19 protein-coding genes are annotated in these 23,858 nt (G+C 46.4%); 9 read left to right on the forward strand and 10 right to left on the reverse strand.

What is annotated here, in order from left to right:
* Window positions 1-25 precede the first annotated feature (25 nt).
* Complete coding sequence (locus E0D71_RS12815; protein WP_243712034.1) at window positions 26-2,341, reverse strand: ATP-dependent helicase; 2,316 nt, start codon at window positions 2,339-2,341, stop codon at window positions 26-28.
* An 11-nt stretch (window positions 2,342-2,352) separates the two neighbouring features.
* The gene (locus tag E0D71_RS12820) at window positions 2,353-3,495 is read right to left on the reverse strand and encodes a succinylglutamate desuccinylase/aspartoacylase family protein (protein WP_133003709.1); all 1,143 of its coding nucleotides are present in this window, start codon (window positions 3,493-3,495) and stop codon (window positions 2,353-2,355) included.
* A gap of 186 nt (window positions 3,496-3,681) precedes the next feature.
* On the opposite strand from E0D71_RS12820, the gene E0D71_RS12825 reads away from it, so the two are divergent.
* The 3 genes from E0D71_RS12825 to E0D71_RS12835 all read left to right on the forward strand — a co-directional run bounded on the left by E0D71_RS12825 (window position 3,682) and on the right by E0D71_RS12835 (window position 7,377).
* On the forward strand, window positions 3,682-4,881 hold the full coding sequence (locus E0D71_RS12825; protein WP_133003710.1) for an ABC transporter substrate-binding protein: 1,200 nt from the start codon (window positions 3,682-3,684) through the stop codon (window positions 4,879-4,881).
* Window positions 4,882-4,975: 94 nt separating this feature from the next.
* On the forward strand, window positions 4,976-6,703 hold the full coding sequence (locus E0D71_RS12830; protein ID WP_133003711.1) for an ABC transporter permease: 1,728 nt from the start codon (window positions 4,976-4,978) through the stop codon (window positions 6,701-6,703).
* Window positions 6,704-6,741: 38 nt separating this feature from the next.
* Window positions 6,742-7,377, forward strand: coding sequence for an ATP-binding cassette domain-containing protein (locus E0D71_RS12835; protein ID WP_133003712.1), 636 nt, complete (start codon window positions 6,742-6,744; stop codon window positions 7,375-7,377).
* Between the two features lie 106 nt (window positions 7,378-7,483).
* On the opposite strand, the gene E0D71_RS12840 is transcribed toward E0D71_RS12835, so the two are convergent.
* Together E0D71_RS12840 and E0D71_RS12845 are read right to left on the reverse strand one after the other, a co-directional pair.
* Window positions 7,484-8,080 (reverse strand): glutathione S-transferase family protein, encoded by a 597-nt coding sequence (locus tag E0D71_RS12840; RefSeq protein WP_133003713.1) that lies wholly within the window; start codon window positions 8,078-8,080, stop codon window positions 7,484-7,486.
* 92 nt (window positions 8,081-8,172) lie between these two features.
* A complete protein-coding gene (locus E0D71_RS12845; protein WP_133003714.1) occupies window positions 8,173-9,063 on the reverse strand; it encodes a LysR family transcriptional regulator in 891 nt (296 codons plus the stop codon).
* A 148-nt stretch (window positions 9,064-9,211) separates the two neighbouring features.
* Between E0D71_RS12845 and E0D71_RS12850 the strand changes: the two genes are divergently transcribed.
* Together E0D71_RS12850 and E0D71_RS12855 are read left to right on the forward strand one after the other, a co-directional pair.
* Window positions 9,212-10,819, forward strand: a complete 1,608-nt coding sequence (locus E0D71_RS12850; RefSeq protein ID WP_207923400.1) for an NADH-quinone oxidoreductase subunit L — start codon at window positions 9,212-9,214, stop codon at window positions 10,817-10,819.
* 9 nt (window positions 10,820-10,828) lie between these two features.
* Entirely contained in the window at window positions 10,829-13,210 is a 2,382-nt protein-coding gene (locus tag E0D71_RS12855) for a DUF2309 domain-containing protein (protein WP_133003715.1), read from the forward strand.
* A 33-nt stretch (window positions 13,211-13,243) separates the two neighbouring features.
* Here E0D71_RS12855 and E0D71_RS12860 read toward each other — a convergent pair whose 3' ends face one another.
* The gene (locus E0D71_RS12860; RefSeq protein ID WP_133003716.1) at window positions 13,244-14,347 is read right to left on the reverse strand and encodes a DUF3524 domain-containing protein; all 1,104 of its coding nucleotides are present in this window, start codon (window positions 14,345-14,347) and stop codon (window positions 13,244-13,246) included.
* Window positions 14,348-14,502: 155 nt separating this feature from the next.
* On the opposite strand from E0D71_RS12860, the gene E0D71_RS12865 reads away from it, so the two are divergent.
* On the forward strand, window positions 14,503-15,246 hold the full coding sequence (locus E0D71_RS12865) for a dienelactone hydrolase family protein (RefSeq protein WP_133003717.1): 744 nt from the start codon (window positions 14,503-14,505) through the stop codon (window positions 15,244-15,246).
* 38 nt (window positions 15,247-15,284) lie between these two features.
* Here E0D71_RS12865 and E0D71_RS12870 read toward each other — a convergent pair whose 3' ends face one another.
* The 4 genes from E0D71_RS12870 to E0D71_RS12885 form a co-directional block, all read right to left on the reverse strand.
* Window positions 15,285-15,839 carry a YaeQ family protein gene (locus tag E0D71_RS12870; RefSeq protein ID WP_133003718.1) on the reverse strand — a complete coding sequence of 185 codons (555 nt, stop codon included), beginning with the start codon at window positions 15,837-15,839 and terminating at the stop codon, window positions 15,285-15,287.
* Between the two features lie 206 nt (window positions 15,840-16,045).
* Window positions 16,046-16,618: an elongation factor P-like protein YeiP gene (gene yeiP, locus E0D71_RS12875; RefSeq protein ID WP_133003719.1), complete on the reverse strand. Its 573-nt coding sequence runs from the start codon at window positions 16,616-16,618 to the stop codon at window positions 16,046-16,048.
* Between the two features lie 182 nt (window positions 16,619-16,800).
* A complete protein-coding gene (locus E0D71_RS12880; RefSeq protein ID WP_207923401.1) occupies window positions 16,801-17,148 on the reverse strand; it encodes a nucleotide pyrophosphohydrolase in 348 nt (115 codons plus the stop codon).
* On the reverse strand, window positions 17,148-18,305 hold the full coding sequence (locus E0D71_RS12885) for a M14-type cytosolic carboxypeptidase (RefSeq protein WP_133003721.1): 1,158 nt from the start codon (window positions 18,303-18,305) through the stop codon (window positions 17,148-17,150). The genes E0D71_RS12880 and E0D71_RS12885 overlap by 1 nt, the downstream gene beginning before the upstream one ends.
* A 36-nt stretch (window positions 18,306-18,341) precedes the next feature.
* Between E0D71_RS12885 and E0D71_RS12890 the strand changes: the two genes are divergently transcribed.
* From E0D71_RS12890 to E0D71_RS12900, 3 genes are all read left to right on the forward strand, one after another.
* Window positions 18,342-18,860 (forward strand): hypothetical protein, encoded by a 519-nt coding sequence (locus tag E0D71_RS12890; RefSeq protein ID WP_133003722.1) that lies wholly within the window; start codon window positions 18,342-18,344, stop codon window positions 18,858-18,860.
* Window positions 18,861-18,998: 138 nt separating this feature from the next.
* Window positions 18,999-19,490 carry a putative 4-hydroxy-4-methyl-2-oxoglutarate aldolase gene (locus tag E0D71_RS12895; RefSeq protein ID WP_133003723.1) on the forward strand — a complete coding sequence of 164 codons (492 nt, stop codon included), beginning with the start codon at window positions 18,999-19,001 and terminating at the stop codon, window positions 19,488-19,490.
* Between the two features lie 303 nt (window positions 19,491-19,793).
* Window positions 19,794-21,467 carry a methyl-accepting chemotaxis protein gene (locus E0D71_RS12900; RefSeq protein WP_133003724.1) on the forward strand — a complete coding sequence of 558 codons (1,674 nt, stop codon included), beginning with the start codon at window positions 19,794-19,796 and terminating at the stop codon, window positions 21,465-21,467.
* Between the two features lie 55 nt (window positions 21,468-21,522).
* Here E0D71_RS12900 and E0D71_RS12905 read toward each other — a convergent pair whose 3' ends face one another.
* The gene (locus E0D71_RS12905; RefSeq protein WP_133003725.1) at window positions 21,523-23,796 is read right to left on the reverse strand and encodes a bifunctional diguanylate cyclase/phosphodiesterase; all 2,274 of its coding nucleotides are present in this window, start codon (window positions 23,794-23,796) and stop codon (window positions 21,523-21,525) included.
* Window positions 23,797-23,858 lie beyond the last annotated feature (62 nt).

The raw sequence follows: 23,858 nt of genomic DNA on the forward strand, positions 1-23,858 counted from the left end.
TACATCGTCTTACTCTGTAGAACGTCTAAGCTCTTGACGACAACTTAACCAACTGGGTGTGCTGAGGATTAAATCGCTTTAGTCCTTCTTCACCAAAATCGACAAAAATCATGCGCTTTCCATCGGCTTCTTGACGCACCACCACCCCTTGACCAAATTGGTCATGACGTACTTTATCGCCGGATTTTAAGCCCTTGTTGTTATCACTTATTTGATGGCGAAACACCAGATTCGGAGAAGGGTCCACACGATTCAAATAACGCTGAAACAAGATCCCCTTTTCCGTATCTATGGGGTCTTCACTGCTTTTTTCGTGCCAAAGTTGAGTGATTTTACTAACCGCATAAGGCTGAGCCTCAAACACAAACCGTGACAGCGCCAAATGCTTTAATGCCGCCCTCGGAATATCGCCACGCTTCATTTTTTTACTTTCCTCTGGTGTGGGGGTTTCCAACAGCACCAGCTTTTGTTTCGCACGAGTAATCGCCACATAAAACAGCCGACGCTCTGAAGCCATCTGACTCGCGGCTTTGTTATCAATCGCACTCAGGTCTTCGTCATAATAAGGGAAACGGCCTTCTTGCAAGCCAGACAACAACACCAGATTAAATTCCAACCCCTTGGATTTATGAATGGTCATCAAATGAATGCCACGTTCATCATCGGCTTGCTTTTCATTCAAGGTCGCCAGTTGCGTCAAAACGCTTTCGGCATCGCCGCCCACACCGCGTACATAGGCCATAAAAGCATCACAGGTGGCGATTTTCTCTTGGGTTTGAATGTCTTTGTTACTGGTGCTTTCGAAATAGCGATAAATGCCCAGTTTTTCGAGCGTGTGCGCCAAACCTTGTGCCGGGTCCGAGCGATAAATACTCAAACTTCTTAGCCAATCGGCTCGTTCATAAAGTTTTTTGGCTCGCCACCCTTCTGCTTGGTCGGCCATGGTTTCAATAATTTGCGGCAACAAATGAGGCGACTGCCTCGCTTGCTGAATCAAGGTATTACGCTGGGCCACCGAACCACCCAAGCTAGGCACGGTCAGCAGAAAATCAACATCATCACGACGAAAGAAGAGATCTGGCTTCTCCAAAGCACCGGCAATCACCGCTAAATACGCCATCAGCATGCGTATTTGTCGGTTTTCCAACAAGGGTGAATCACCATGCAATTGATACGGCACCCCCTTGTGCATCAGCGCCAATTGCACCGGCACCATGTCACTGTACAAACGCACCAACACCGCCGACTCATTTAACGCACGGCCGGATTCTACCCAGGCTTTTAATTCGCCCAACAAGGCCTTACCGGTTTTTGGGGCGCGCGCAAAAGACACTTGAGTGCTTTTGCCTTCGCCAATCACCAAGGCGTCTGGGTCATTTTCACTGATCACACTCGACGCCATCAGGCCGATTGCATGACCAAAACGAAAACTCGTGCTTAATGGGTAGGTCTCGACCGCTTGGAAATCACGATCAAACTGACTCGCCATAATTTCAGGACTGGCCCCACGCCATTCGTAAATACACTGCTGTACATCACCCACAATCATCCACTGACACGGCGCTGGGTAGAGTATTTTCAGCAATTCATACTGACAAGGGTTGATGTCTTGAAACTCGTCGATCAATAAATAACGAAAATCCGGCACAAAACCGTGCACTTGGTGACGCTCTGCCTCATTAAGGTCCAATAACAAATCGTATGGATCGGCCAACAAATCAGCAAAAAAACGAACGTTATTGCGCTTGCGCAGGTCTTCAAGCTCCTCATAGAGCGCCGGAAAAAACTGACGTTCTTTCGACCAGCCGAGGGCGTCAAAAACCTCCCTCGCCGAGGTCGCGGAGGCCTTTACTTGATCAATAAACAACAAGACATCTTCGAGCCAATCTTTTTCGTCTTGCAGGGTGATTTTTTCCCCTTTGCGCACCAAGCGATTTAACGCCTCACGCAACATTTTCACTAGGCTAAAATCGTCCGTCAGAAGTTTGGCGTTGGGCAGCCAACCCTGTTGCTCTAAACGGCGGCAAAGCTTTAAACCAAAGCCATGAAACGTCATCACACTGGGCGAACGCCCTTGTCCGCAGTTTTTTAAATGCTGACTCAAACGCTCACTAAACTCTTCTTGGGCGCTCTTGTTAAACATAAAAACGCCGATTTCAGACGCCGCTACACCCTGCTCAAGCAAAAATTCAATACGCGAAATCAAGGTGGTCGTTTTGCCTGCCCCAGCCACCGCGATGACTTTTGCAGGTGAGTGGATATTGTGTTGCACAACAGCACGCTGCTCAGACGTCAATTGACGTGGCGCCGCTTGCTGATCTATCAAAATCTCATCAATCAAAATAATGTAGCCTAGTCTTCAAATAAATTCCCGATCTCTCGAAAAGCCAGATGTTCACGGCCGGCAATTTTCGCGATCGATTCACCACGGACCACCAAACGGCGCTGCACGCGAGCAAAAAACACCCCATTCGCTCGCGCCACCAACGGGTAACGAGACGCATCAACATCGTCGTCCATTAAGTCCACCACCTCACCAATGACTTCACCTGCTTCCACCGACTCACCAATATTTTTGCGGTAACAAACAATGCCAGCACAGGGGGCTTTTACCAAATCCATTGCATCCAATGGGTAATACACTACCTTGCTGTCATCAATCTCAGGGGTGTCTCCTGCGATCACATTGCGTAATATTAAATAGTCAAACAAGGCCTTCGCATCGTGCGCCGCGTATTCATCACAAATGTCATTCTCACCACGCAATTCCACCGTTAACGAACGACTGCCCCAAGGAATCAAATGGGCATAGTCAGATTTAAGCGTTCGCCACACACTGACATTGGTCTCATCAAAGGACGCTGCCCCCGTCTCCAATTCAGACAAGCCGACTTTGGCACCCAATAACGCCAACAAAGGCCTGAAATGCTCTTCAAACTCTTGTGCCACGTACGCATGCATACTGGCTTCACCTGAACAATGCAGATCCAATATTTCGTCGGCGTCCATCGACAAGGCCAACAAGGTTTTCTTCATGCCTTGCAGTTCGGTATTTTCAGGCAGTTCAGCCAGCTCTTGCGCTATTATCGAGCGCACTAAACTGACATTTTCTTGGCCATCTGAACTGACTTCACCGTGGAGACGTTTTTTTACTTTTTCGCCGAGTTGAGGCCAATTGCGGTTGAAATTACCGCCACCGTCCGAGAACGCGAAACGACCTGGAATGTAACCATGAAAGTTTTGCGCCAAACCAATCGGATTGGCCACCGGGACAATAATAATCTCCCCCTGAATTAAGCCCTTTTCATCGGCTTCTTTAAGCAGTTTGATTAAACTATTGAGGACCAAAAAACCCGGCCATTCATCGGCATGAAGCCCGGCTTGTAAATACACTTTAGGTCGCGCGCCTTGCTCCCCGAAATGATGCGCTTTGATGATGCGCTGAGTGCCCAGCGTCGCACTCGGCAAAGTATGGGAATAAATTTGATATGGCATAATAACTCGTATAGTTCGGTGAAACACACGCCCACATTGAACAGGCATCAGAGCAGGCAACATGGTACGCTAAAACAAATTTTTAATAAAAACCTTCTCAGTATTAAAAACGACTGTAATAAATAGTCGAACTAATACGTCTAACAGGCATCATAGTCACCTCAACCACTATTTAAGGGGAAAGGAATGCTCAAATCTTTGATCGCTGCATCGATCAGTGGTGCTTTATTATTCACCAGCATCCAAGCAAAAGCCGATTGGCAAGACACATTACAAGAAGCCAAAGGCCAGACCGTTTACTTCAACGCATGGGGTGGTGCTGACAATGTGAACGAGTATATTCGCTGGTCGGCAAAACGCATCAAAGAGCAATACGGCGTTACCCTAAAACAAGTAAAACTGACCGACACCGCCGATGCAGTGAACCGTGTGCTGGCGGAAAAAGCCGCCGGTAAAAACGACAATGGCTCTATCGACCTGATCTGGTTAAACGGTGAAAATTTTCGCGCCATGAAAGACAATCAATTGCTTTATGGCCCGTTCAGCACCCAATTACCGAACTACAAAAAGTACGTAAATGAGCACGCTCGTCAAAGCATCACCCATGACTTTGGCACCCCAGTGGACGGCATGGAATCCCCTTGGGGCATGGCGCAAGTTATTTTCATGTACGATACCGCCACCTTGAAAACGCCCCCTAAATCCATGCCTGAACTGCTTGCTTATGCGCAACAACATCCTGGCCGAATTACCTACCCTGCGCCACCTCAGTTCCTTGGTGCTACTTTTTTAAAACAGGCCTTATACGAACTCACAACGGACAAAAGCGCACTCTCTAAACCCGTCGACAGCGTCGACTTTCAAGCGGTAACGGCGCCTTTATGGGCGTATTTAGACAAACTGAATAAAGTGGCTTGGCGTCACGGTGAAACCTTTCCAAGCGATTCTACGCAAATGATACGTTTATTAGACGATCAAGAAATTGATGTTGCCCTCAGCTTTGATATTTCTTCTGCGTCCGTGGCCATTCAGCAAGGCAATTTACCCGATACCGTGCGCTCTTATGTCTTTACCAATGGCACCATTGGCAACACGCACTTCCTTGCCATTCCTTATAACAGCAGCGCCAAAGCCGGCGCCGAAGTCGTCGCAAACTTTATGCTGTCACCAGAAGCACAGATTCAAAAGCAGATTCCGACCGTTTGGGGAGACCTCAGCGTATTGTCTTACGATCGACTTGCGGCCGCTGATCAGAAAAAATTCGACGCTATCCCTCGCGGAATCGCCACATTAAGCATTGCTGAGTTAGGTAAGACCTTGCCTGAACCCCACACGAGCTGGGTAAAAGCATTAGAAAAAGAATGGCTTAAGCGTTATGCACAATAACGCTATAAGTCAAAAACACACTAAACAGAAGACCTACCCGCACAGTGCGTTATTGCCCACTGTGCTGTTTTTAAAATAGAGCCGTTAGTCCTTCATGCCATTAAAAAGCGTACGATTTATCACCTGGTTGGTTGCCTTATTTCTCGCCATCCCAGTCCTTGTTGGACTGGTCGGCACACTACTGCCAGCGTTTCACTACTTCCCACCGTTAGGGGAATATCACTTTTCCCTTACCTCATGGGAACAACTGTTTCAAAACAATGAGTTTTACACCAGTCTAAAACTGACACTGATCACCGGCATTATTGCCCCCATTATTGCCCTGTGGATAGCCTTGTCTTTGCTGGCATGGGGCTACCAACGAGCCTTCTTCGAGAAAATTGAAAAGCTGCTCGCCCCCATTCTTGCCATTCCACATGCTGCTATTGCCATTGGCTTGTTGTTTCTACTCAGCCCATCTGGTTGGCTTATGCGGCTGTTTAGCCCTTGGTTAACAGGCTTTGACCGCCCGCCAAATTGGATTACCGTGCAAGACCCTTATGGCGTGTCATTGATCTTCGCGTTGGTGATGAAAGAAATGCCGTATTTGCTCTTTATTATGCTCGCCAGTTTGCACGCCATTGACGCCAGAAAAAGCCTTGAGGTCTGCCAAACGCTTGGTTATAAACGCCTGACCATTTGGCGTAAAGTATTAATACCGCAGCTTTACCCTATTATTCGCATGCCGATTTTTATCGTCATTGCGTTTAGCTTAACCGTCGTCGATCTGGCGATTGTTATCGGCCCTAATACACCATCGACTCTGGCGGTGACCCTATTTCATTGGTTTAACGATCCTGCCTTATCGACGCGTTTTATTGCCAGTGCTGGCGCCATTGCCCTTGTGATTATCATTGCGCTGGTGATGCTTGGCTGGGAACTCGCCCACTGCCTGTTTACGCGACTTACTAAAGCCGAACGCAGCAATGGTAAACGCGCTGGCCTCACCGATTATTTTTTACGTCTGGGCGTTGTTCTGGGTCTAATCACTTTATCAAGCGCGTTTATTTCCTTAATCATTTTACCCATTTGGTCGCTCACCCGACGCTGGCGCTTTCCTGATGTATTGCCGTCCAGTTGGACCCTGAGCAACATAGAACGCGCATACCCAGTGTTACTGGAGCTGTCTAGTAATACGCTGATCATCGCTCTGGTCGCCACCCTCATAGCCTGCCTGATGAGCGCACTCATGCTAGAGACAAAGCGCTTAACCAAACAGACCAAAAACCACCCTTTTGATTGGCTTATCTATGTGCCCATTTTGCTTCCTCAAATTGGCTTTTTGTTTGGCCTGCACGTACTGCTGATTCAGATCAACCTCAATGGCACCCTAACAGCGATCATTGCACTCCATTTAATGTATGTTTTGCCTTACGTTTATTTGTCGTTAAAAGGGCCTTATTTGGCGTACCAAGAAGATTACCTAATGCAAGCCAATCGCTTAAACAATCGCCCCTGGTTCAATTACTTTTTTATCAAACTGGCCATGCTTAAACCCGCTTTGCTCACCGCCTTTGCCATCGGTTTTTCCGTTAGTATCGCGCAATATTTACCGACCCTTATTGCCGGTGAAGGCCGCTATGGCACACTCACCACAGAAGCCGTGGCACAAGCCGCTTCTGGCGACAGAAAACAAGTTGGCAGCATGGCGCTGCTACAAGCGTTTTTCCCTGTGTTTGTTTTTTGGCTTGCCCACGCATTGCCGCCGCGCTGGACCAAATGGCGCTTGGCCATCTATTTGCGCGTAAAGAAATGCTACAAACAAATTCCTACTAATTCTTAAGAGCAGACCACTCATGGTTATCACAAGCAGGAGAAAACGTGCTTATTATTAAAAATTTTTCATTGTCTTTGGCCCATAAAACATTGATCAAAGAGCTCAATGTGCAGATTGACGATGGCCAAGTCGTCTCCCTGATGGGCCCCAGCGGCATAGGCAAATCCAGTTTATTGAATTTCTTAAGCGGCACTCTCTCACCAGGCTTAAATGCCCAAGGAGAGGTATTTTTAAACGACGTCGCCATTCATAACAAAACCGCGCAGGAACGACGCGTCGGCTTGCTTCAGCAAACACCGCTGCTGTTTCCTCATATGAGTATTTTGGAAAACCTTAGTTTTGCCATTCCAGCGAAAGTAAAAAAGTGTGACCGCTTGGAGCGCGCCTATCAGGCGTTAGAAAGAGTCGGCATCAAGGACAAAGCCAATGCCACGCCAGAGCAATTGTCCGGCGGCCAACAAGCCCGTGTGGCCTTGCAACGCACCTTGCTGTCTGAACCGGGTTTCCTATTGTTAGATGAGCCCTTTAGCAAACTAGATCCTGCACTGCGCCGTGAAGTCCGAGCCTTTGTGCTTGCGGAAATACGCAAAGCGAACATTCCAGCCTTACTGGTCACCCATGACGCAGAAGACGCCAAGGCCATGGAAGGAAAATGCGTTGATTTGGTGGCCGCAGAATAAGCCCATTAAATCAATATCAATGGCACCTAACACACCCCAGTCACAGCCTCATCAGCGCTTACATTGCTAAGCGACTGGGCAGATGCAAGGCGTATTAAAAAGTGGGTTATTGCATACCAAGATAGCGCGGGTGAGCCGCGATTCTCGCCAGCCATGATTGAATCACTGGGTAGCGGGAAAGGTCAAAACCGCCTTCTTGGGCAACATGGGTATAGCCATATAACGTGATGTCCGCCGTGGTGAGACTGTCACCCACCAAATACGGCGTTGTTATTAATTGAGTTTCCATAACGGACAAGGCCTTATGGCCGCCTTCCTGTTTTGACTCATACTCACTTCGTCTCGCGTCTGGCAAACCAAGATATTTCGCGATAAAACGCGCCACCGCAATAAACGGCTCATGGCTATATTGCTCAAAAAACTGCCACTGCTGCACCTTGGCAAGTAAAAAAGGGTCTTGGGGAAGCAAATCACTGCCAGCGGCTAGAAAATTCAAAATCGCATTAGACTCAGACAGACAGCGACCGTCCTCAAGCTCCAGCAATGGAATTTTGCCCGTTGGGTTCTTAGCTAAAAAGTCCGACGCTTTGGTGTCACCGACCAAAATATCAACATGAATCCACTCATGCTCAATAGCCAATAAAGCACACAGTAATCTCACTTTGTAGCAATTGCCTGACGCCATATCACCGTATATTTTCACAGACCATCCTTATAATAATGAGCGCAGTGTGCACCCTGCTGTTATTGTCATATCAAGACTTCATAAACACGGACACAAGCCAAAGCCATTGCTCATGCGTATTTATTAATCGCTGTTTTAATCAGATCTAAGACATTTTGCGCCGCAAACTTTCTCGGCACCGTAATCGCGTAAAAACTTTCAAAGGCTTGTGGAATACTGCCGTAATCCTCCAACACCTTAGATTCAATTTCGTCTTTTACGACCACAGGAGGCAACACAGATAAATAGCCGCTGTCGCGTGCCAGCAATCGCAACATGGCCATATCGTCCACTTCTGCTTTGATGTCAGGTTGATATTGATACACCGCACAGAAAGATTCAAACGCCGAACGGATGTCTGCGTTTTTACCCGGAACGACCCATTTTTTATCCTGATACCCTTCCGGAAATGCAGCGGCCGGTTTGTCCCCATAAGGCCCAATGATAGCCACCGGTTGTCTGGCCACCAGCTGGTTTTGCCAGATCGTATCTTGGCCTTCACTCAGAATCGCCCGATTTGTCAAAGCCAAGTCGATTTCGTGGTTCACAAGCCCATTAAGTAAATCCGTCATGCCCCGAGAAGACAATGAAAAATTGATATTCTTGCTTGCTAATAAAGGTTCGATAAAACTTTCAATGAAGTTTCTAGACAGGTTACTTTGCACCCCTAAGGTAATGTGCTGCATTTGGTAAGCGCTGTCTTTTTGAAGAAAATTTTCCAACTCCTCCCCAGTATTAAAGATGTCTTGCGCGTAAGCCAGCACCCTTCGCCCCACATCGGTTAACACTAATTTTCGACCTTGTCGTAAAAAAAGCGACACATTGAGGCTGCTTTCAAGCTGTTTAATTTGAGCTGACAAGGCGGACTGAGAGACATGCAGCTCGTCTGCGGCTTCTGTCAAACTGCGATTTTTTGACACTCGCCAGAAATAATATAAGTGGTGGTAGTTTAATCGACCCATGAACAGTGACCCTTTTAAAACACAAAGTACAATCAACAGAAACATAACTAAAACAGAACGATTACATAAAATATATGTGTTTTTATTATAGCAATAAAATCCCCATAATCGCCCCCATCTTATCTAACCCGAATGTGGAGACAAAAACGTGCCTGTGGTCACTTGGAGTTTTTTACCTGTTCTTATTCCTCTCGCGCTGGTGCTGTGCGGATGGTTTGGCTGTCGAGAAAAATCGACCTCGGTGCCACAAAAAGCCGTTTGGTTAAGTCGAGGCTTGCTCTTTCTTTATGGCTTAAATCTAGGGGTGCATTACTTTTTAACCACACCAAAGCAAGACCATGCGCTTCTTCATCACACTGTACTTAGCCAGATTATGCTGGCGCTGATCGTGGTGATGAGCTGGGTACTGTTGCGCTTTTCACGCCAGTATATGAATGGACAAGCCAATCGCGCCCGCTATTACCGGTGGCTTATGTTTACCCTTGCTTCTGTGGCTCTGACGGTGATGTCCAACCACCTTATGCTGTTTTGGCTTGGCTGGCTGTGCATTAGCCTCTCGCTGCACAACTTACTGACTTTTTTCCCTGATCGACCTCGTGCGATTTTAGCGGCTCATAAAAAATTCATCTTAGCGCGGATCGCCGAACTGACGCTGTTCATTGCGTTTATGCTCCTTTACCAACAACACCAAAGTTTCTACATAAACGGCATTCTTTCGTCTTTGACACAGCAAGAGAGCATGGGGCAAGCGCTGTCGTGGCAAGACCAACTGGCCGCCTGTTTGATTGCTTTTGCCGCCTTAATTAAATGTGCCCAATTGCCTTTTCATGGCTGGCTCATTCAAGTGGTCGAATCCCCTACCCCCGTCAGTGCTTTGCTTCATGCTGGGGTGATCAATTTAGGCGGCTATATGTTGCTGCTCTTTACCCCGCTTGTGTCCCAAAGCTTGTCTGCCATTTGGCTATTACTCATTGTGGCGGGCCTGTCCACGCTTGCCAGCAGCTTGGTGATGACCACGCGCATCAGCGTTAAAGTTCGCCTAGCGTGGTCAACCAGCGCACAAATGGGGTTAATGTTGTTGGAATTTGCCCTCGGCCTTTATGAGTTAGTGCTGTTGCACTTGCTTGCTCACTCTTTTTACAAGGCCTATTCCTTCCTTAACTCAGGCAATGCGGTAAACGATTATTTGCGGTTGGCTCTCTCAGCACCGACAAAACACAGCGCGAAGACGCCTTCTTTACCCAAGCTAAAAGAGTGGTTTTTAGCGCTCACCATCGCCACCGCTTGTGTCGTAGCAGTACGCTTTGCCTTTCATTTTGAAACAGCCTTCAGCACCTGGTGGCTATTCGCCTTGGCACTGAGTATTTTGATTATTCAGTGGCGCACTTCTGAGCACCCTGCATCATGGTTAACGACCTTAATTACCGGCGCAGTGCTAACGCTTATTTATGCCTCATTAAAGACTGCCATCTGGTTTGCCTTGCCTCCTGAAACCGGTCAGGTTCGCGCATTTTCTTACCCTGATATCTGGGCAATGAGCTTATTTACATTGCTCTTTGCGACCCATCTTCTGTTGCACTACCAAGTTCATTGGCCATTCGTACGACGCCTTTCTATGACGCTTTTCGCGGGCTTGTACCTAGACGAGTGGGTCACCCGTGCAGCGCTAAAAATCTGGCCCGTTCACTTACCAGCAAGAGCCAAAGAACAGCACTCAACGTCGTTTTCTGACCTCAGCTTACCTGAGCATTTTTAGGGAATTAGCATGACTATGAACAATCAGCAAAAAAGCCTATTAGTGACTGCCACTAAAAAAATCGCCCCGAGCTGGCCTCTCGATAAACTCATAGCCGTTAATCCATTATGGTCATTGATTGATAAGCCGTTTGATACTGTGGCGGCTGAGTTATCCGCCATCGCAGGGATCAAAGCCCATTTGCCGATAGAAACCTATGTCGCTTGGTTTAAACAGGGGCGCATTGATCAAGCGTCGCTCACCAAAGCCGCGCAACATTATGCGGTGGATGCATTACCAGAATCGCTCATCGAAATGCTTTCTAAGCCAATCCCAACACTGACGCCATGGCAAAACATCGCCGACTTAGCTGACCAAGAAAGGCCGGCGACGAAAATGTCATGGCACGATGAAATCACGCATCAAGTGAGTCAGTTTTGTGCCGATCATTACCAGCAAGTGAGCCCAACACTCAGACAAATGAGCAGTAATGATCAAACACATCTATACCCCCATTGGCTCACCATTACCACGCAAGACAAGGGATTGAGCATTGTTCTTGATGAGCCTAAGCTAATTCATCTGTTCAACGCGTTGCCAAACAATACGGATCAACTCTTTGCGCTGGCCATCGAAGAATTGGCACTGGATGACGTCTCCTTGCCCTACTACGCCCATGCTTTACTGTTAGACATTAACGGCTGGAGCAGTTATCTGGCTTATCTGCATTGGCAAAACCCCAACGACCAAGAAGATCATTTAATGTCGTTGCTGGCGATTAAGATGGCGTGGGAACTGGTCATCTGGCGTTACTTAACCTCCCAAGAGAACCCTCAGGCAAGCGCCATCAAACAAGCGTGGGAAAAACAAAAACAGACAATAGAACAACATATTGCCAAGCATAAAGAGGCCTTGCTGAGCGCAAAAATCTGGGCTTTGGCCTTAGAGTACGCAGAGCAAAAACAGCTCAATACACTGCTCACCTCCCAATCCTACCCCTTAACAAAACAACGCCCGCCAGTATTGCAGGCGGTGTTCTGCATCGACGTTCGCTCCGAAGTCATCAGACGCGCTTTAGAGAAACAAGATGACGCCATACAAACCTTTGGGTTTGCAGGCTTTTTTGGGTTACCCATCGAATACAAAGCCAAAGACAGCGCCTTCTCAAGGCCTCAGTTACCCGGTTTATTATCGCCATCGATCACAGTAAGCGAATGCGAAACTAATATTGAGCACGCTCAAAAAGAGCAACAACAAGCCCGCTGGCAACGTTGGGGGCATTCTGCACCAGCCACTTTCTCAATGGTCGAATCTATGGGTTGGTGGTATGCCTTTAAAATGTTCAAGCAAACGCTGTTTTCAAAGCGCCAAACGAACCCTGCGGCAAGACTAGCGCCCAACACCCAGTGGAACATAACCCAAAATGGCGAACCATTAACAACACAAGATAAAGCCAAGCTCGCAAAAGGTGTATTAGACACCATGGGGATAAAACACTATGCAGAAACCGTGCTCTTGGTTGGTCATGGCAGCCATACCAGTAACAACCTGCATGCGGCTGGGTTAGAGTGCGGCGCCTGCGGTGGGCAAAGCGGTGAAGTGAATGTCAAAGTACTGAGCAGATTATTAAACGACGCAGAAGTTCGCTCATGCTTACACACCATGGGCATCAAGATCCCTCAGCACACAACATTTGTCGCGGCTCTGCACAATACCACCACGGATCAGCTCACCTGCTTTGACCACCAAACCACGCCTCAACAAAGCCATTGGTTAGAACAAGCCATGTACGGCGCACAAAAAGAACGAGCGAAGAAACTCGATGCCTCCCTACTCAATGTATCGGACAAGCAACGCCATAAGGCATTTCTAAAACGCGCGAACGATTGGTCTCAAGTCAACCCAGAATGGGGATTGGCCAACAACCATGCCTTTATCATCGCACCACGCCAACAAACTCGTCAGCTCAACTTAAAGGGTCGCAGTTTTTTACACGATTACGATTATCAAACCGATTCTGATTTTGGCATTTTAGAGCGCCTGTTAACCGCGCCAATGCTCGTGGCCCACTGGATCAATATGCAATACAACTTATCGGTGACCGACCACTTTAAGTTCGGTAGCGGTAATAAAGTGCTGCACAATGCAGTAGGCGGCAATATTGGCGTTTTTGAAGGCAACGGCGGGGATTTACGCATTGGCTTGCCCATGCAATCTATCAGCGACGGTAAAAATTGGATGCACACACCAGTCAGATTAGCCGTCTATATTTCCGCCCCTAAAAGCGCCATTGCAGACATAGTCGCCAAACATGAGACAGTAAGGCAACTCATCGACAACGACTGGCTGTCTCTTTTTTACTGGCAAGACCAAACCATCGAACGCTTTTATCAGCAAGAATGGCAGGCCTAACCATTAATATTTAAAGCACTAATATTCAAAACACTACCTGCCTGCGCTTTGCCGAATCTGAGCTGCGTACAATGGTAAGAGTGCAGACAACTCAAACGGTTCAACAGAGGGCGCTTCGGCGCTCTCTGTGGCCAGTTTTATCATCAGATCAACCGCACTCTGAGCTTCTTTTTCTGGGTCATGCAGGTCACTGTGATATAAAAACTCATTGCCAAATAACTCTGGGTACACTTGCCGGTTTGGTAGCACTGGGACACAGCCAAGGGCGACGGCTTCTAGTACCGCCAAGCCTTGAAATTCATGCAAGGCAGTGGATAAGACAATGTCAGCAGACGCTAAACAATCAAGGTAGTCTTGTCTGTTTTTAGCGAATCCAAATTGGCTGATTTGTGCTGAAAATGCCTGCTTAATTTGCTCAAACTCTTTGGGGATCGAACGAAACTGTTCACCTAAGATGGCGATCTCAAACGGCACATGACGAGCGCTTAATTCCTGAAGAATAGCGAGCAGACGATCTGGCCCTTTGTCGTATTCCCATCTGGCCGACCAGACTATGCGCATCGGCGCCTGCCCTGCTCGCTTATCGATGTGAGGCTTTGTCATTAAAGTGGGGACAGAAACAGGAACCGGCACCACACAGGCTTTTTCTTCGCTCACACTGAGCCAATCTGGCGACACATAATCCGGCAGTTTCTTAAGCAGGGCCCGCGCACCAGAGAAAAAAGAGTCTTTATTAAATTGACTGTTAAACACGCATTGATCCGCCGCCAACGCGCTGTACAAAGTCACCATTTGCATTTCGACCAAGCCTTGCTGTTTATCACTCGCTGGGTAGGCAAATTGATTTTCGTGAAAATACAGTAACCAAGGGATATTTTGTAGATCAGGGCAAAAGGCTTTTAATCCCACGCAATCTGTCATCGACGTGGCCATGATCAAATCATAAGGCTTTTCTAACAAGGGTTTGAACTTAGGGTCAAACGCAAAGCTCATGGCGTTGCCTCGAATACGCCAAGCAAAATGCCGCGGCGGCAATGCCATATAGGTCCAATCATGCTCCGGCAGGTTGCTCATCAATGCGTCGGCCCACGCTTTATGGCTGCTTGCTTCGTAAGCACTAATCAATAAAATTCGCACAAAATCCTCTTACTCATTAAGACCAACCCCTTCCTATTTCTTGGTTGATACTGGCTCATCGTTGTTGGGTCGAATATCATGTCCGTTATAACGGATTTGTCATCCTTGTTGTTACGCTCTTTTTCTTTTAATTAGACACTGACATTAGGTAAACCATGATTATTCAAAAACACGATCAGGATCTTAACACGCCGACAGGCACCATGCGTTGCACCGTGTATCGCCCCCAAGCCGACGGTCGCTTTCCTTGTATTTTCTTCTATTCTGAGATTTTCCAACAAACGGCCCCCATTGCCCGCTCTGCCGCCATTATGGCTGGCCATGGCTTTGTGGTTGTCGTACCTGAGGTGTTTCATGAGTTAAACCCGATTGGCACCGTGTTGGGTTACGACGACGAAGGGAAAGACAAAGGCAACGAGGACAAGTTTACCAAGACATTAGAAGCCCACGACACGGACACTGTCGCCATGTTGGATTACTTTACTCAACAGGAATACTGCACAGGGCAGTTTGGCTCCATGGGTGTGTGTTTAGGTGGACACCTAGCTTATCGTGCGGCGCTCAACCCTCGCATCCAAGCCAGTTTCTGTTTGTATGCAACAGACATCCATTCGAATACTATCCCTTGCGATGAAGGCAACGATTCTTTTACCCGCACGCAAGAGATCCAAGGCGAGTTAACCATGGTATGGGGCAAACAAGACCCTCATGTGCCTACGCAAGGTCGCCAAAAAATCTATCAGCAATTGCTTGATACAGATCGAAATTTTACTTGGTATGAAGTCAATGGTCAGCACGCGTTTATGCGCGACGAAGGGGATAGATACGACCCGGCTCTTGCCTTAGAGTGCTATGCAAAAGCCGTGGCGCTGTTTCAAAAGACACTGCACAAGGCGTAATCTTTTAACGTTTCAAGTGTAAAGTGGTTGAGGTGAGCTTAATGCTCGCCTCGCCAAATTGGGGTTAAACTGCATTCGCCACGTTCACTAGACACCCACATTTCACTGTCTTGAATGGTTACATTCAGCTGCATAGAGCGAGCGCATAACGCGGACAATTTTTGCACTTCTGATTCTGCGAATTTTAAAATGCGCAGATTATTAAAGCGGCTCGTCTTGCCTTTGTTTTGTTCCCACCAAATATCAGACTTATCGTTATAGTTAACCACGATCACTTGCTGACCACGACCGCAGGCTTTGCGCAAACGTTTTTCGTCTGGCTGGCCTAACTCAACCCAGATCAACACTTCGTCGGAAAAGTTCTTTTGCCATAAATCTGGCTCATCTTCGGTGCTAATGCCTTTCGTGAAGCTCAGCTGTTCAGTGCCTTCTTTTTCATCGGCTAATAAGGCAAATGCGGCCAAGCGCACCATCATCCGCTCTTCTGTTTCTGATGGGTGAAGTGCTAGGGTTAAATCGTAACTTTGGTAATGATTGCGGTCCATATCGGACACTTGTAAAGAAGCTTTGTATACGGTTGCTTTAGTCGCCATGTTGTTAAATCACTTACTGCGTAAAAGTGGTGGAAGCTGCGTTCATCTGGATAAGAAGAAACACACAGAAAATACGATGCGCGAATTGTACAGGAAAAGCCACCTGCGCTGAGAAATAAAACGCGCTTTACGCCAATAGTCTGCCATAAAAAAACGCAGCCTAGGCTGCGTTTTATCAGAATCGATCTGTTATTCCAAAGCGGCTGTTATTTCTCAGCGCGCCCTGCAAATTTGCGTTCTTCCACGTTTACCTTGATCTTATCACCAGTCGAAATATGCTCAGGCACTTGAATAATCGCACCCGTCGCTAGCTTCGCAGGCTTGTTTCGAGACGTAGCAGACGCGCCCTTGATAGAAGGGTCGGTTTCGATGACTTCTAGCTCAACGTTGGTCGGCAATTCCAAGGCAACAGGCGCATCATCAACCAAGACAATTTGAATGCCCGCAGTGGCTTCATTGATGAACAGCAATTCTTCTTCGATTGACGATTTGTTCAAGCTATAAGGTGTGTAATCTTCGTTGTCCATGAAAACGTATTCTTCGCCGTCGGCGTAAGAAAACATCACTGGGCGACGCACCAAATCAGCCAGATTCAACATTTCAGAATCTTTAAATGTTTCATCCACTTTGCGATCCGTCACAACATCGTACATACGCATGCGGTACAAGCTGCCACCTGCGCGGCCTTGTGGTACAGAACGTTCAATGTCTCTTACAATGTACGTTTTGCCGTCGTATTCGATGGCCATATTTTTTTTGATTTCACTAGCCTTTGGCATTTTCTACGTCCTAAACTGTCATGTTATTAAATAGGTAAGGTTTTATCCTTTTTGGCACCATGTTCATCACCTATTACAGTGCCCATCAATCGCCTTTTGAAACGATATTTTTCGCCGCTGATGCTAATCCAGTTGATCAAATACTGCTAGCAATAATTTGCCTTCTTGGCTCAGCGTATGCGCTAATACTGATTGTATTTTTTCGCACTGCCTTTGACTTTGTCTACTGGGTAATGACGCGCGTTTTTCTCAATTTTCTGCTCTGCCGCCGCCATTAAATCAATATTCAGTTTGTCCGCCAAACGCACAGTAAAGAGCAGTACGTCTGCCAGCTCTTCTTTGACTGCTTGGGATTGTGCCGCGTCCAATTGATAAGACGCCTCTTCGGTCAACCAACGAAAACAATCCAACAACTCGGCCGTTTCACCAGCCAATGCCATAGAAAGGTTTTTAGGAGAGTGGAACTGATCCCACTCTCGCTCCTTGGCGAATTCACGCATAGCGACTTTCAGCGCTTCAAGAGAATCCATTATTCACTATCAACCTGCATGTACTTGCTATTCAGCACGTGATACACAGGATAAAGCACATCAGCGCCTAATATTTTGGCACGCTCAGGCGACCAACCCACCATTTCGTCAGGCAGGTTTTGGTTGTCTTTAAAAGGCATTTCAAGGGTAAGCGCTAAACAGCGATAGGTTTCACCAACCCACTTTGTCGCCACCGTTAAATTGGCCTCGCCAAACTGATCTGGCTCGTAACCAATCTCCGTTTGAAAATCTGGGCTAACCGCCAAAAACATGTCTTTGAACAGTGTTTCCATCGATTCCATACGCGCATCAAACGACGGCACGCCTTGGCAACCATCGACGAAATTCACTGGTAAGGCTTCGTCACCGTGAATGTCTAAAAACATGTCGACGCCCGTTTCGGCCATCTTAGTTTGCACTGCCAACACTTCTGGACTGAACTCTTTCGTCGGTTTTTTCCACTCACGATTCAAGTTCACGCCTTTTGAGTTCACGCGCAAATTACCATGCACTGCGCCGTCTGGGTTCATGTTCGGCACCACATAGAAGCGACACTTTTCGAGCAAGGCTCGCGACACAGGATGAGACTCATCAAATAAACGCTCTAACAAGCCCTCAATGAACCATTCTGCCATGGTTTCACCTGGGTGTTGGCGCGCGGTAATCCAAACGTTTTTCGCCAGACCTTGGGTTTTGCTGATTTCCAACATGGTGATATCGCGCCCTTCGGCGGTTTCACCTAGATGGTGCGTAATGCAGTCTTCATTGCTCGCCGCCCACGCCATCATGTCTAAATGACGCTCGTAGCTGTACGGTGCAAAGTACGCATAATAGACGCTGTCTTGCTCAGGCTGATGATTAATCACCAGCTTCCCATCTACGTATTCCGTTGGCACACGGAACCAATATTCTCTGTCATAAGAGGCAACGGCTTGGTAATCGACCCAGCCATCTGGGTAAGCGGCGTCATTGGCGTTCTCAAATTGAATCACGCAACTTTCGCCCATACCGCCTTGTAAGCGAAAATAAAACCATTGAAGAAATTTAGAGTTTGTATCATTAGGGATCTTTACTCTAATATTGTCCGGCTCCGAGGCTTCAATAACGGAGATGTTACCGCCATCAAACGCACTACTGATCTTGATTCGGCTGGTCATTCTTTATTCCTTAAAAATCAAACATTGGTTCTATTTATGGCAAGTTTACCTATATTCATGACGGCTGTCGCCAATTCATCTGACGAGCCCGCTTTTCCTCTTTTATTCACCTGGTCGACCCCTGAGGCCCAAGTAAAAGAAGTGTTGGTGATTCCTGATGATGAGTGGCTAGAAAACCACACTGTCGAGCAAAACGCTCTGGATCTCGATGAAAACCAACTGTATGAATTTGGCTTTGAAGCCAGTGATATTCTGGCAGAATGGACGAACGAATTCGATACTGACGTTATTTACGGTCTCGACCCTGACGAACTCAATACCTTGGTTGAAGCGACCTATGACACGAAAGGTTTAGACCCAAGCTTTGAAATCCACAGTATTCATTCTTGGTTCGAAGAACGCGACGTGTCTCTAACGGACGCTCTGGCTGAACAAGGCCAAACCACACCACTGCATTTATTGCCGCCTGATGAAATCATCATTCAACTGCTGCAAATTGCCGTTGAATATGGCTTGATCGACGCGGCAGATATTCCAGAGCAAAGTGCAGAGTAAATAATATTGACACTTTTATAGCGCTGTAAAATGATGACTATAAGCACAAGAAACTGGTGTTGATAAGCTTTCCTATTTAGAGTCAGAAAGAGTACGTTTTTATTTAACCTGACTTTTCTGATTCTAAATGGAGTTCTTGTGAAAGACATTCTCCCAGATTTATGCGATCTCTATCCTGAGCACCTTCAGATCGCCGATCCTGTTTTCAAATCCTACGGCAAAAAAAGCCACTTCAATGGCGAAGTTGTCACTGTGTCTTGCTTTGAAGACAACAGCCGTGTGCGCGAGCTTGTCGGCACGCCAGGAAAAGGAAAAGTATTAGTCGTCGATGGTGGTGGCAGCGTACGCCGCGCCTTGCTGGGTGACATGTTGGCAGAAAAAGCCGCCAATAACGGCTGGGAAGGCATTGTCATATATGGCGCAATCCGTGATGTGGCCGCTCAATCTCAGGTCAATCTCGGTATTCACGCTCTTAACGCACACCCGATGCCGACAGAAAAGCGCGGTTTAGGCGAAGTGGGTAAAACCCTTAAATTTGCGGGTATCACGGTGCAACCAGGTGACCAAATCTATTGCGACCTTAATGGGATTGCCGTCGCCAAGCAACCTCTGGCCATGCCAAAAAACTAAACACACTCTAAATAAGGCATTCGTCAACGCATATCGTATGCCTTTCTTCTACCATTCAAAACCCGCCAGCAAAACAGAACCTGTTGATTTATTACAGGCTTGTCGCAAATAAACGCCCTTCGCAATTGATTTTAGTCACACGATATTTAACTATTTCCTCATGACCAACGTCTAAACGCTAATATGGTCCCTGCGTTTATAACACTGACGTCATTGTCTTATACGACGCCCTATTGTTTGCGTTTACTCAACTTTAGATTATAGTGCCATCGTAATATCCCATTAAGGAACATATAAAATAATATGATGTTAAAATCTTTGAAATTCCGTATTTATTTACTCGCCTTTCTGCCCTTTTTTGCCATCGCTATCGTCAGTGCTGTTATTCAGATGAGCACGCTGCAATCTATTACGAATGACGTGTCTGATCTAACCGAAAAATCCACTTTAGACATCGAGAAAACCCGTTTAGAGTCGGTATTAAACACCGCGCTCAGTATCGTACAAGATGATATAAACAAGCCTGGAAAAGAAGGCATGCAAGACGCCTTAAACGCCCTAAACAAGGTAAAGTTTGATAATGGACAAGGCTACCTGTATGCCTACGACACCAGCGGCGTACGCGTTATGCACGGCGCTGGCGCGCCACTAGGCGGTAATTTTTGGAATGCCAAAGACAAAAAAGGCCAATATTTTATCCAAGACATTGTCAATTCTGCAGTGAAAGGCGATGGCTTTAGTACTTTCTATTTCCCTAAGCCTGGCGCAAAAGAGGCGTCTGAGAAATTTGGTTACGCGGTGTATATTTCGAAATGGGATATCGTCGTCGGGTCCGGTTTTTACATCGACAGCACAGACAAGATCATCTCTGGCATTCAATCTTCTATTAATAACATTAAAGACAACAGTTTAATCAGCGCCCTATTGGTGTTAGCGGCGGTCTTTGTCGTGGTCATTTTCTGTGTTTTATTCTCTTCACGCAGTATTTTAACCCCTCTTTTCACCTTAGGCGCATCCGTTAAAGGACTCGCCTCAGGACAAGGTGATTTAACAAAAGCACTGCCCAGCAGCTCAATCGATATTTTGAACGACATCGCCAATGACTTTAATACCTTTTTGAGCTCCATGGCCACAGACATCAAAACACTTAAGCATTCCAGCGAAGAATTGCACACCATTTCGATGATGGCCAATCAGCAACGCACTCAACGTGAGCAAGTCTCAGCCAAACAGATTGACGAAACCAACATGGTCGCAACCGCTGTGGAAGAAATGGCGTCTAACTCCATTCAAATTGCCGACATCGCAGAAAACACAAAACACTCTGCTGAAAATGTTGAAATGGAAATTCAAGAGGTTGTTAAACAAGTTCAATTCTCAAGTGAGCAACTGAATGAGCTAAGCCGCGTACTGACCAATGTTGAGCAATCCGTTAAAGTAGTCGGCGCAAATGTTGAAGAAATCAACAGCGCATTGGCCGTCATCGAAGGGATTTCTGAACAAACCAATCTATTAGCCCTGAACGCTGCCATTGAGGCCGCAAGAGCGGGCGAACAAGGTCGAGGCTTTGCGGTCGTTGCCGACGAAGTAAGAGGCCTTGCACAACGCACTCAGCACAGTACGGTCGAAATCAAAGACATCTTAGAAAAGCTGCAAACGAGCTCGGTTAAAACCATGGATGAGATGTATGGTTCAACTGAGCAGCGTAACAAGGTGGTGGAATCCATGGCCAAAATCAATGGCATTATTGATTCAAGCACAGACTCAATCAAAAACTTAACCTTGATGAACGTTCAGGTAGCAACGTCTGCCAATGAACAATCTCAAGTCGCCAACAGCATTGCGAAGAATATTTCTGGCATTGCCGAACTGGCCGAAAACATAGGAAGTGACTCTGCCAAAACAGCGGAGCAAATGAATAAGCTAGAACAACAAGCAGAAATGATTAAAAACATTACCGCTAAGTTCAACGCCTAGTAACCACTCGAATGAGAGTAAGGTACATCACCTTCTCTCATTCCTATTTAACCCATTAGGTCAAAAGATAACGTTCGAACTCTATGAGTGAAATCGGCTTGCTAAAAAAGAAACCTTGATACACGTCCACATTGAATTCTTTCAATAAATCAAACTGTTCTATATTTTCAACGCCTTCTGCCACCACATTGACGCCAAAATTGTTGGCAAGATCCACTATCGACTTCACCATTAACTTCACCTGTTCGTCTTCGGCAAAATCATTAATGAAGGAGCGATCTATCTTAATTTCATCAATCGGTAAACGGTGCAGATAATTTAATGACGAGTAGCCGGTGCCAAAATCATCCAAAGATATCGTAATACCGTGAGACTTCAGCCTGTTCATTTTTTCAGTGGCGTCCTTAATGTCTTGCAGCAACACAGTTTCCGTCACTTCGACAATCAACTTACTCTTATCAATATCAAAAGAATTCACCGTCAACATAAAGTCGTCAACAAACTGACTTTGCCAAATTTGCTTTGCACTTAAGTTCACAGAAATCGTCAGATGTTGAGTCTCTGAAGAGCGCTGCCAAAGAGACAGTTGCTCGCATACCCGCATCAGTACTTGCTTGCCAATTTTGACAATAAAGTTACTTTCTTCCGCTTGATCAATAAAGGCCGCAGGATTCAACAAACCTCGTGTAGGGTGCTGCCAGCGCACTAACGCTTCGGCCCCAATCAAGGTTTCATCTCGGTTCAGTTTCGGCTGTAAATAGATCAGAAAATCCTGGTCCACGATAGACTGCCTAATGTCTTTAAGCAGCTGACTCGAATGGGTTAACTCATCTTTCATATCGATACCAAAGATCAGTGCCTGCGACACAGATGTGGATTTTGCGCGATACAAAGCCAGGTCTGCCAATTGCAGTAATGAGCCCGTCGTCGTGTCTTGTCCATTGAATACAATGCCGCCCACACTGACAGAAATATCGTATTCTATGGACACATCATGGTGATCGTTTTGGATAAAAAAGGTCTTGGAAATCTCGATCATCAGCTCATTTGCGTATCGCTGTGCTTCGAAAATGGCTTTGTCTTCGTCGCTATCCACCAAAGGATAAATAATGACAAACTCGTCACCACCAAAGCGCGAAATAACCATATCACTAGGGCTTTTATCAATCAGACGAGACGCCACCAGATTCAACAACTTATCCCCCATATGATGACCATAACTGTCATTTAGGAGTTTAAAGCGATCTAGATCTAAAAATAACACCGCACTGTATTGGCCTTTCTGCACACTTAACTGAATGACTTCATCCAGCTCAACCTCTAACTGAGTTCGGTTAACAAGGCCTGTTAAGCTGTCGTAATACGCGAGACGTTCAATTTTCTGCTGATTCAACTTTTCCGTCGTAATGTCTAAAATGATGCCCACTAACCAAATCGGATCACCATTTTCATCCACCTCAGCCACTCGACCACGGTCCCATACCCAGATGACTTTTCCGTCGGGGCGTTTCATACGGAACTCAATATTGTAAGGTTGGCTTTTGGTTAACAACAAATCCAGCGCTTGACCCACCTTCGCTTTATCTTCTTGCAAAATACAGGCTTCAAACTCAATAAAGGTTTCTCGGCTCGACTCAATACCAATGATGTTTTCCCAGCGCTTATTATGCAGCACCTGGTTGGTTTGAATGTTCCATTCCCATAACCCTTCCTCGGAAACATCTAGTACATGCTCAAGACGTTTTTGGTTTCTGTCTGCCCCTTCTTTAAGGCGGGTGATATCGGTTATGTCTTTAGCAAAAATAGCAATCTTGCAATTATTTCGAGTGTCTTTAAAGGGGATTTTGGTTGAACTAAAATGACGAACCTCGCCGGTGTTCGTGTCCATTGACGATTCATAAACCACTTCTTTTTCAAAACGGTCCATAATGTCTTGAGCACTTTTTAAGAAGAAATCGGCCTGTTCCCTATTTTTAGTAAAAAAATAGTCGTCTTTTCCAACCATCTGTTCTGGGGTACTTTGGTATAAATAGGCGACTTTTTCATTACAGAAAACAAAATTACCTTGGTAGTCTTTCACCCCCACCACATCGTCCATCGAATGGAAAATATTGGTCATTACCTGAAGGTTTTTCTTAAACAATCGATGCAATAAAATAGAGGTGAGCACACTGCTGCCAAAAACAACGGCGATAATTGAAATCGTTATTTTTGTACTGAATAGTGAAGCAGGAGGGTAAAAAATAAAAAATAAAATTAAGCCGGTTAAGCTCGCTACAATTGGCATTAACACGGTTTTTACACTGCTATAGCCCGTTACGTTATGCATCTAAAATTTCCTTATAGACGAATTTGTTTATCTAACAAGAACACGTTTAGAATAAACACGGC

Origin of the sequence: Marinomonas sp. KMM3893 (assembly GCF_004352855.1) — a bacterium.
In the GTDB taxonomy this organism is placed as follows: Bacteria; Pseudomonadota; Gammaproteobacteria; order Pseudomonadales; family Marinomonadaceae; genus Marinomonas; species Marinomonas arenicola.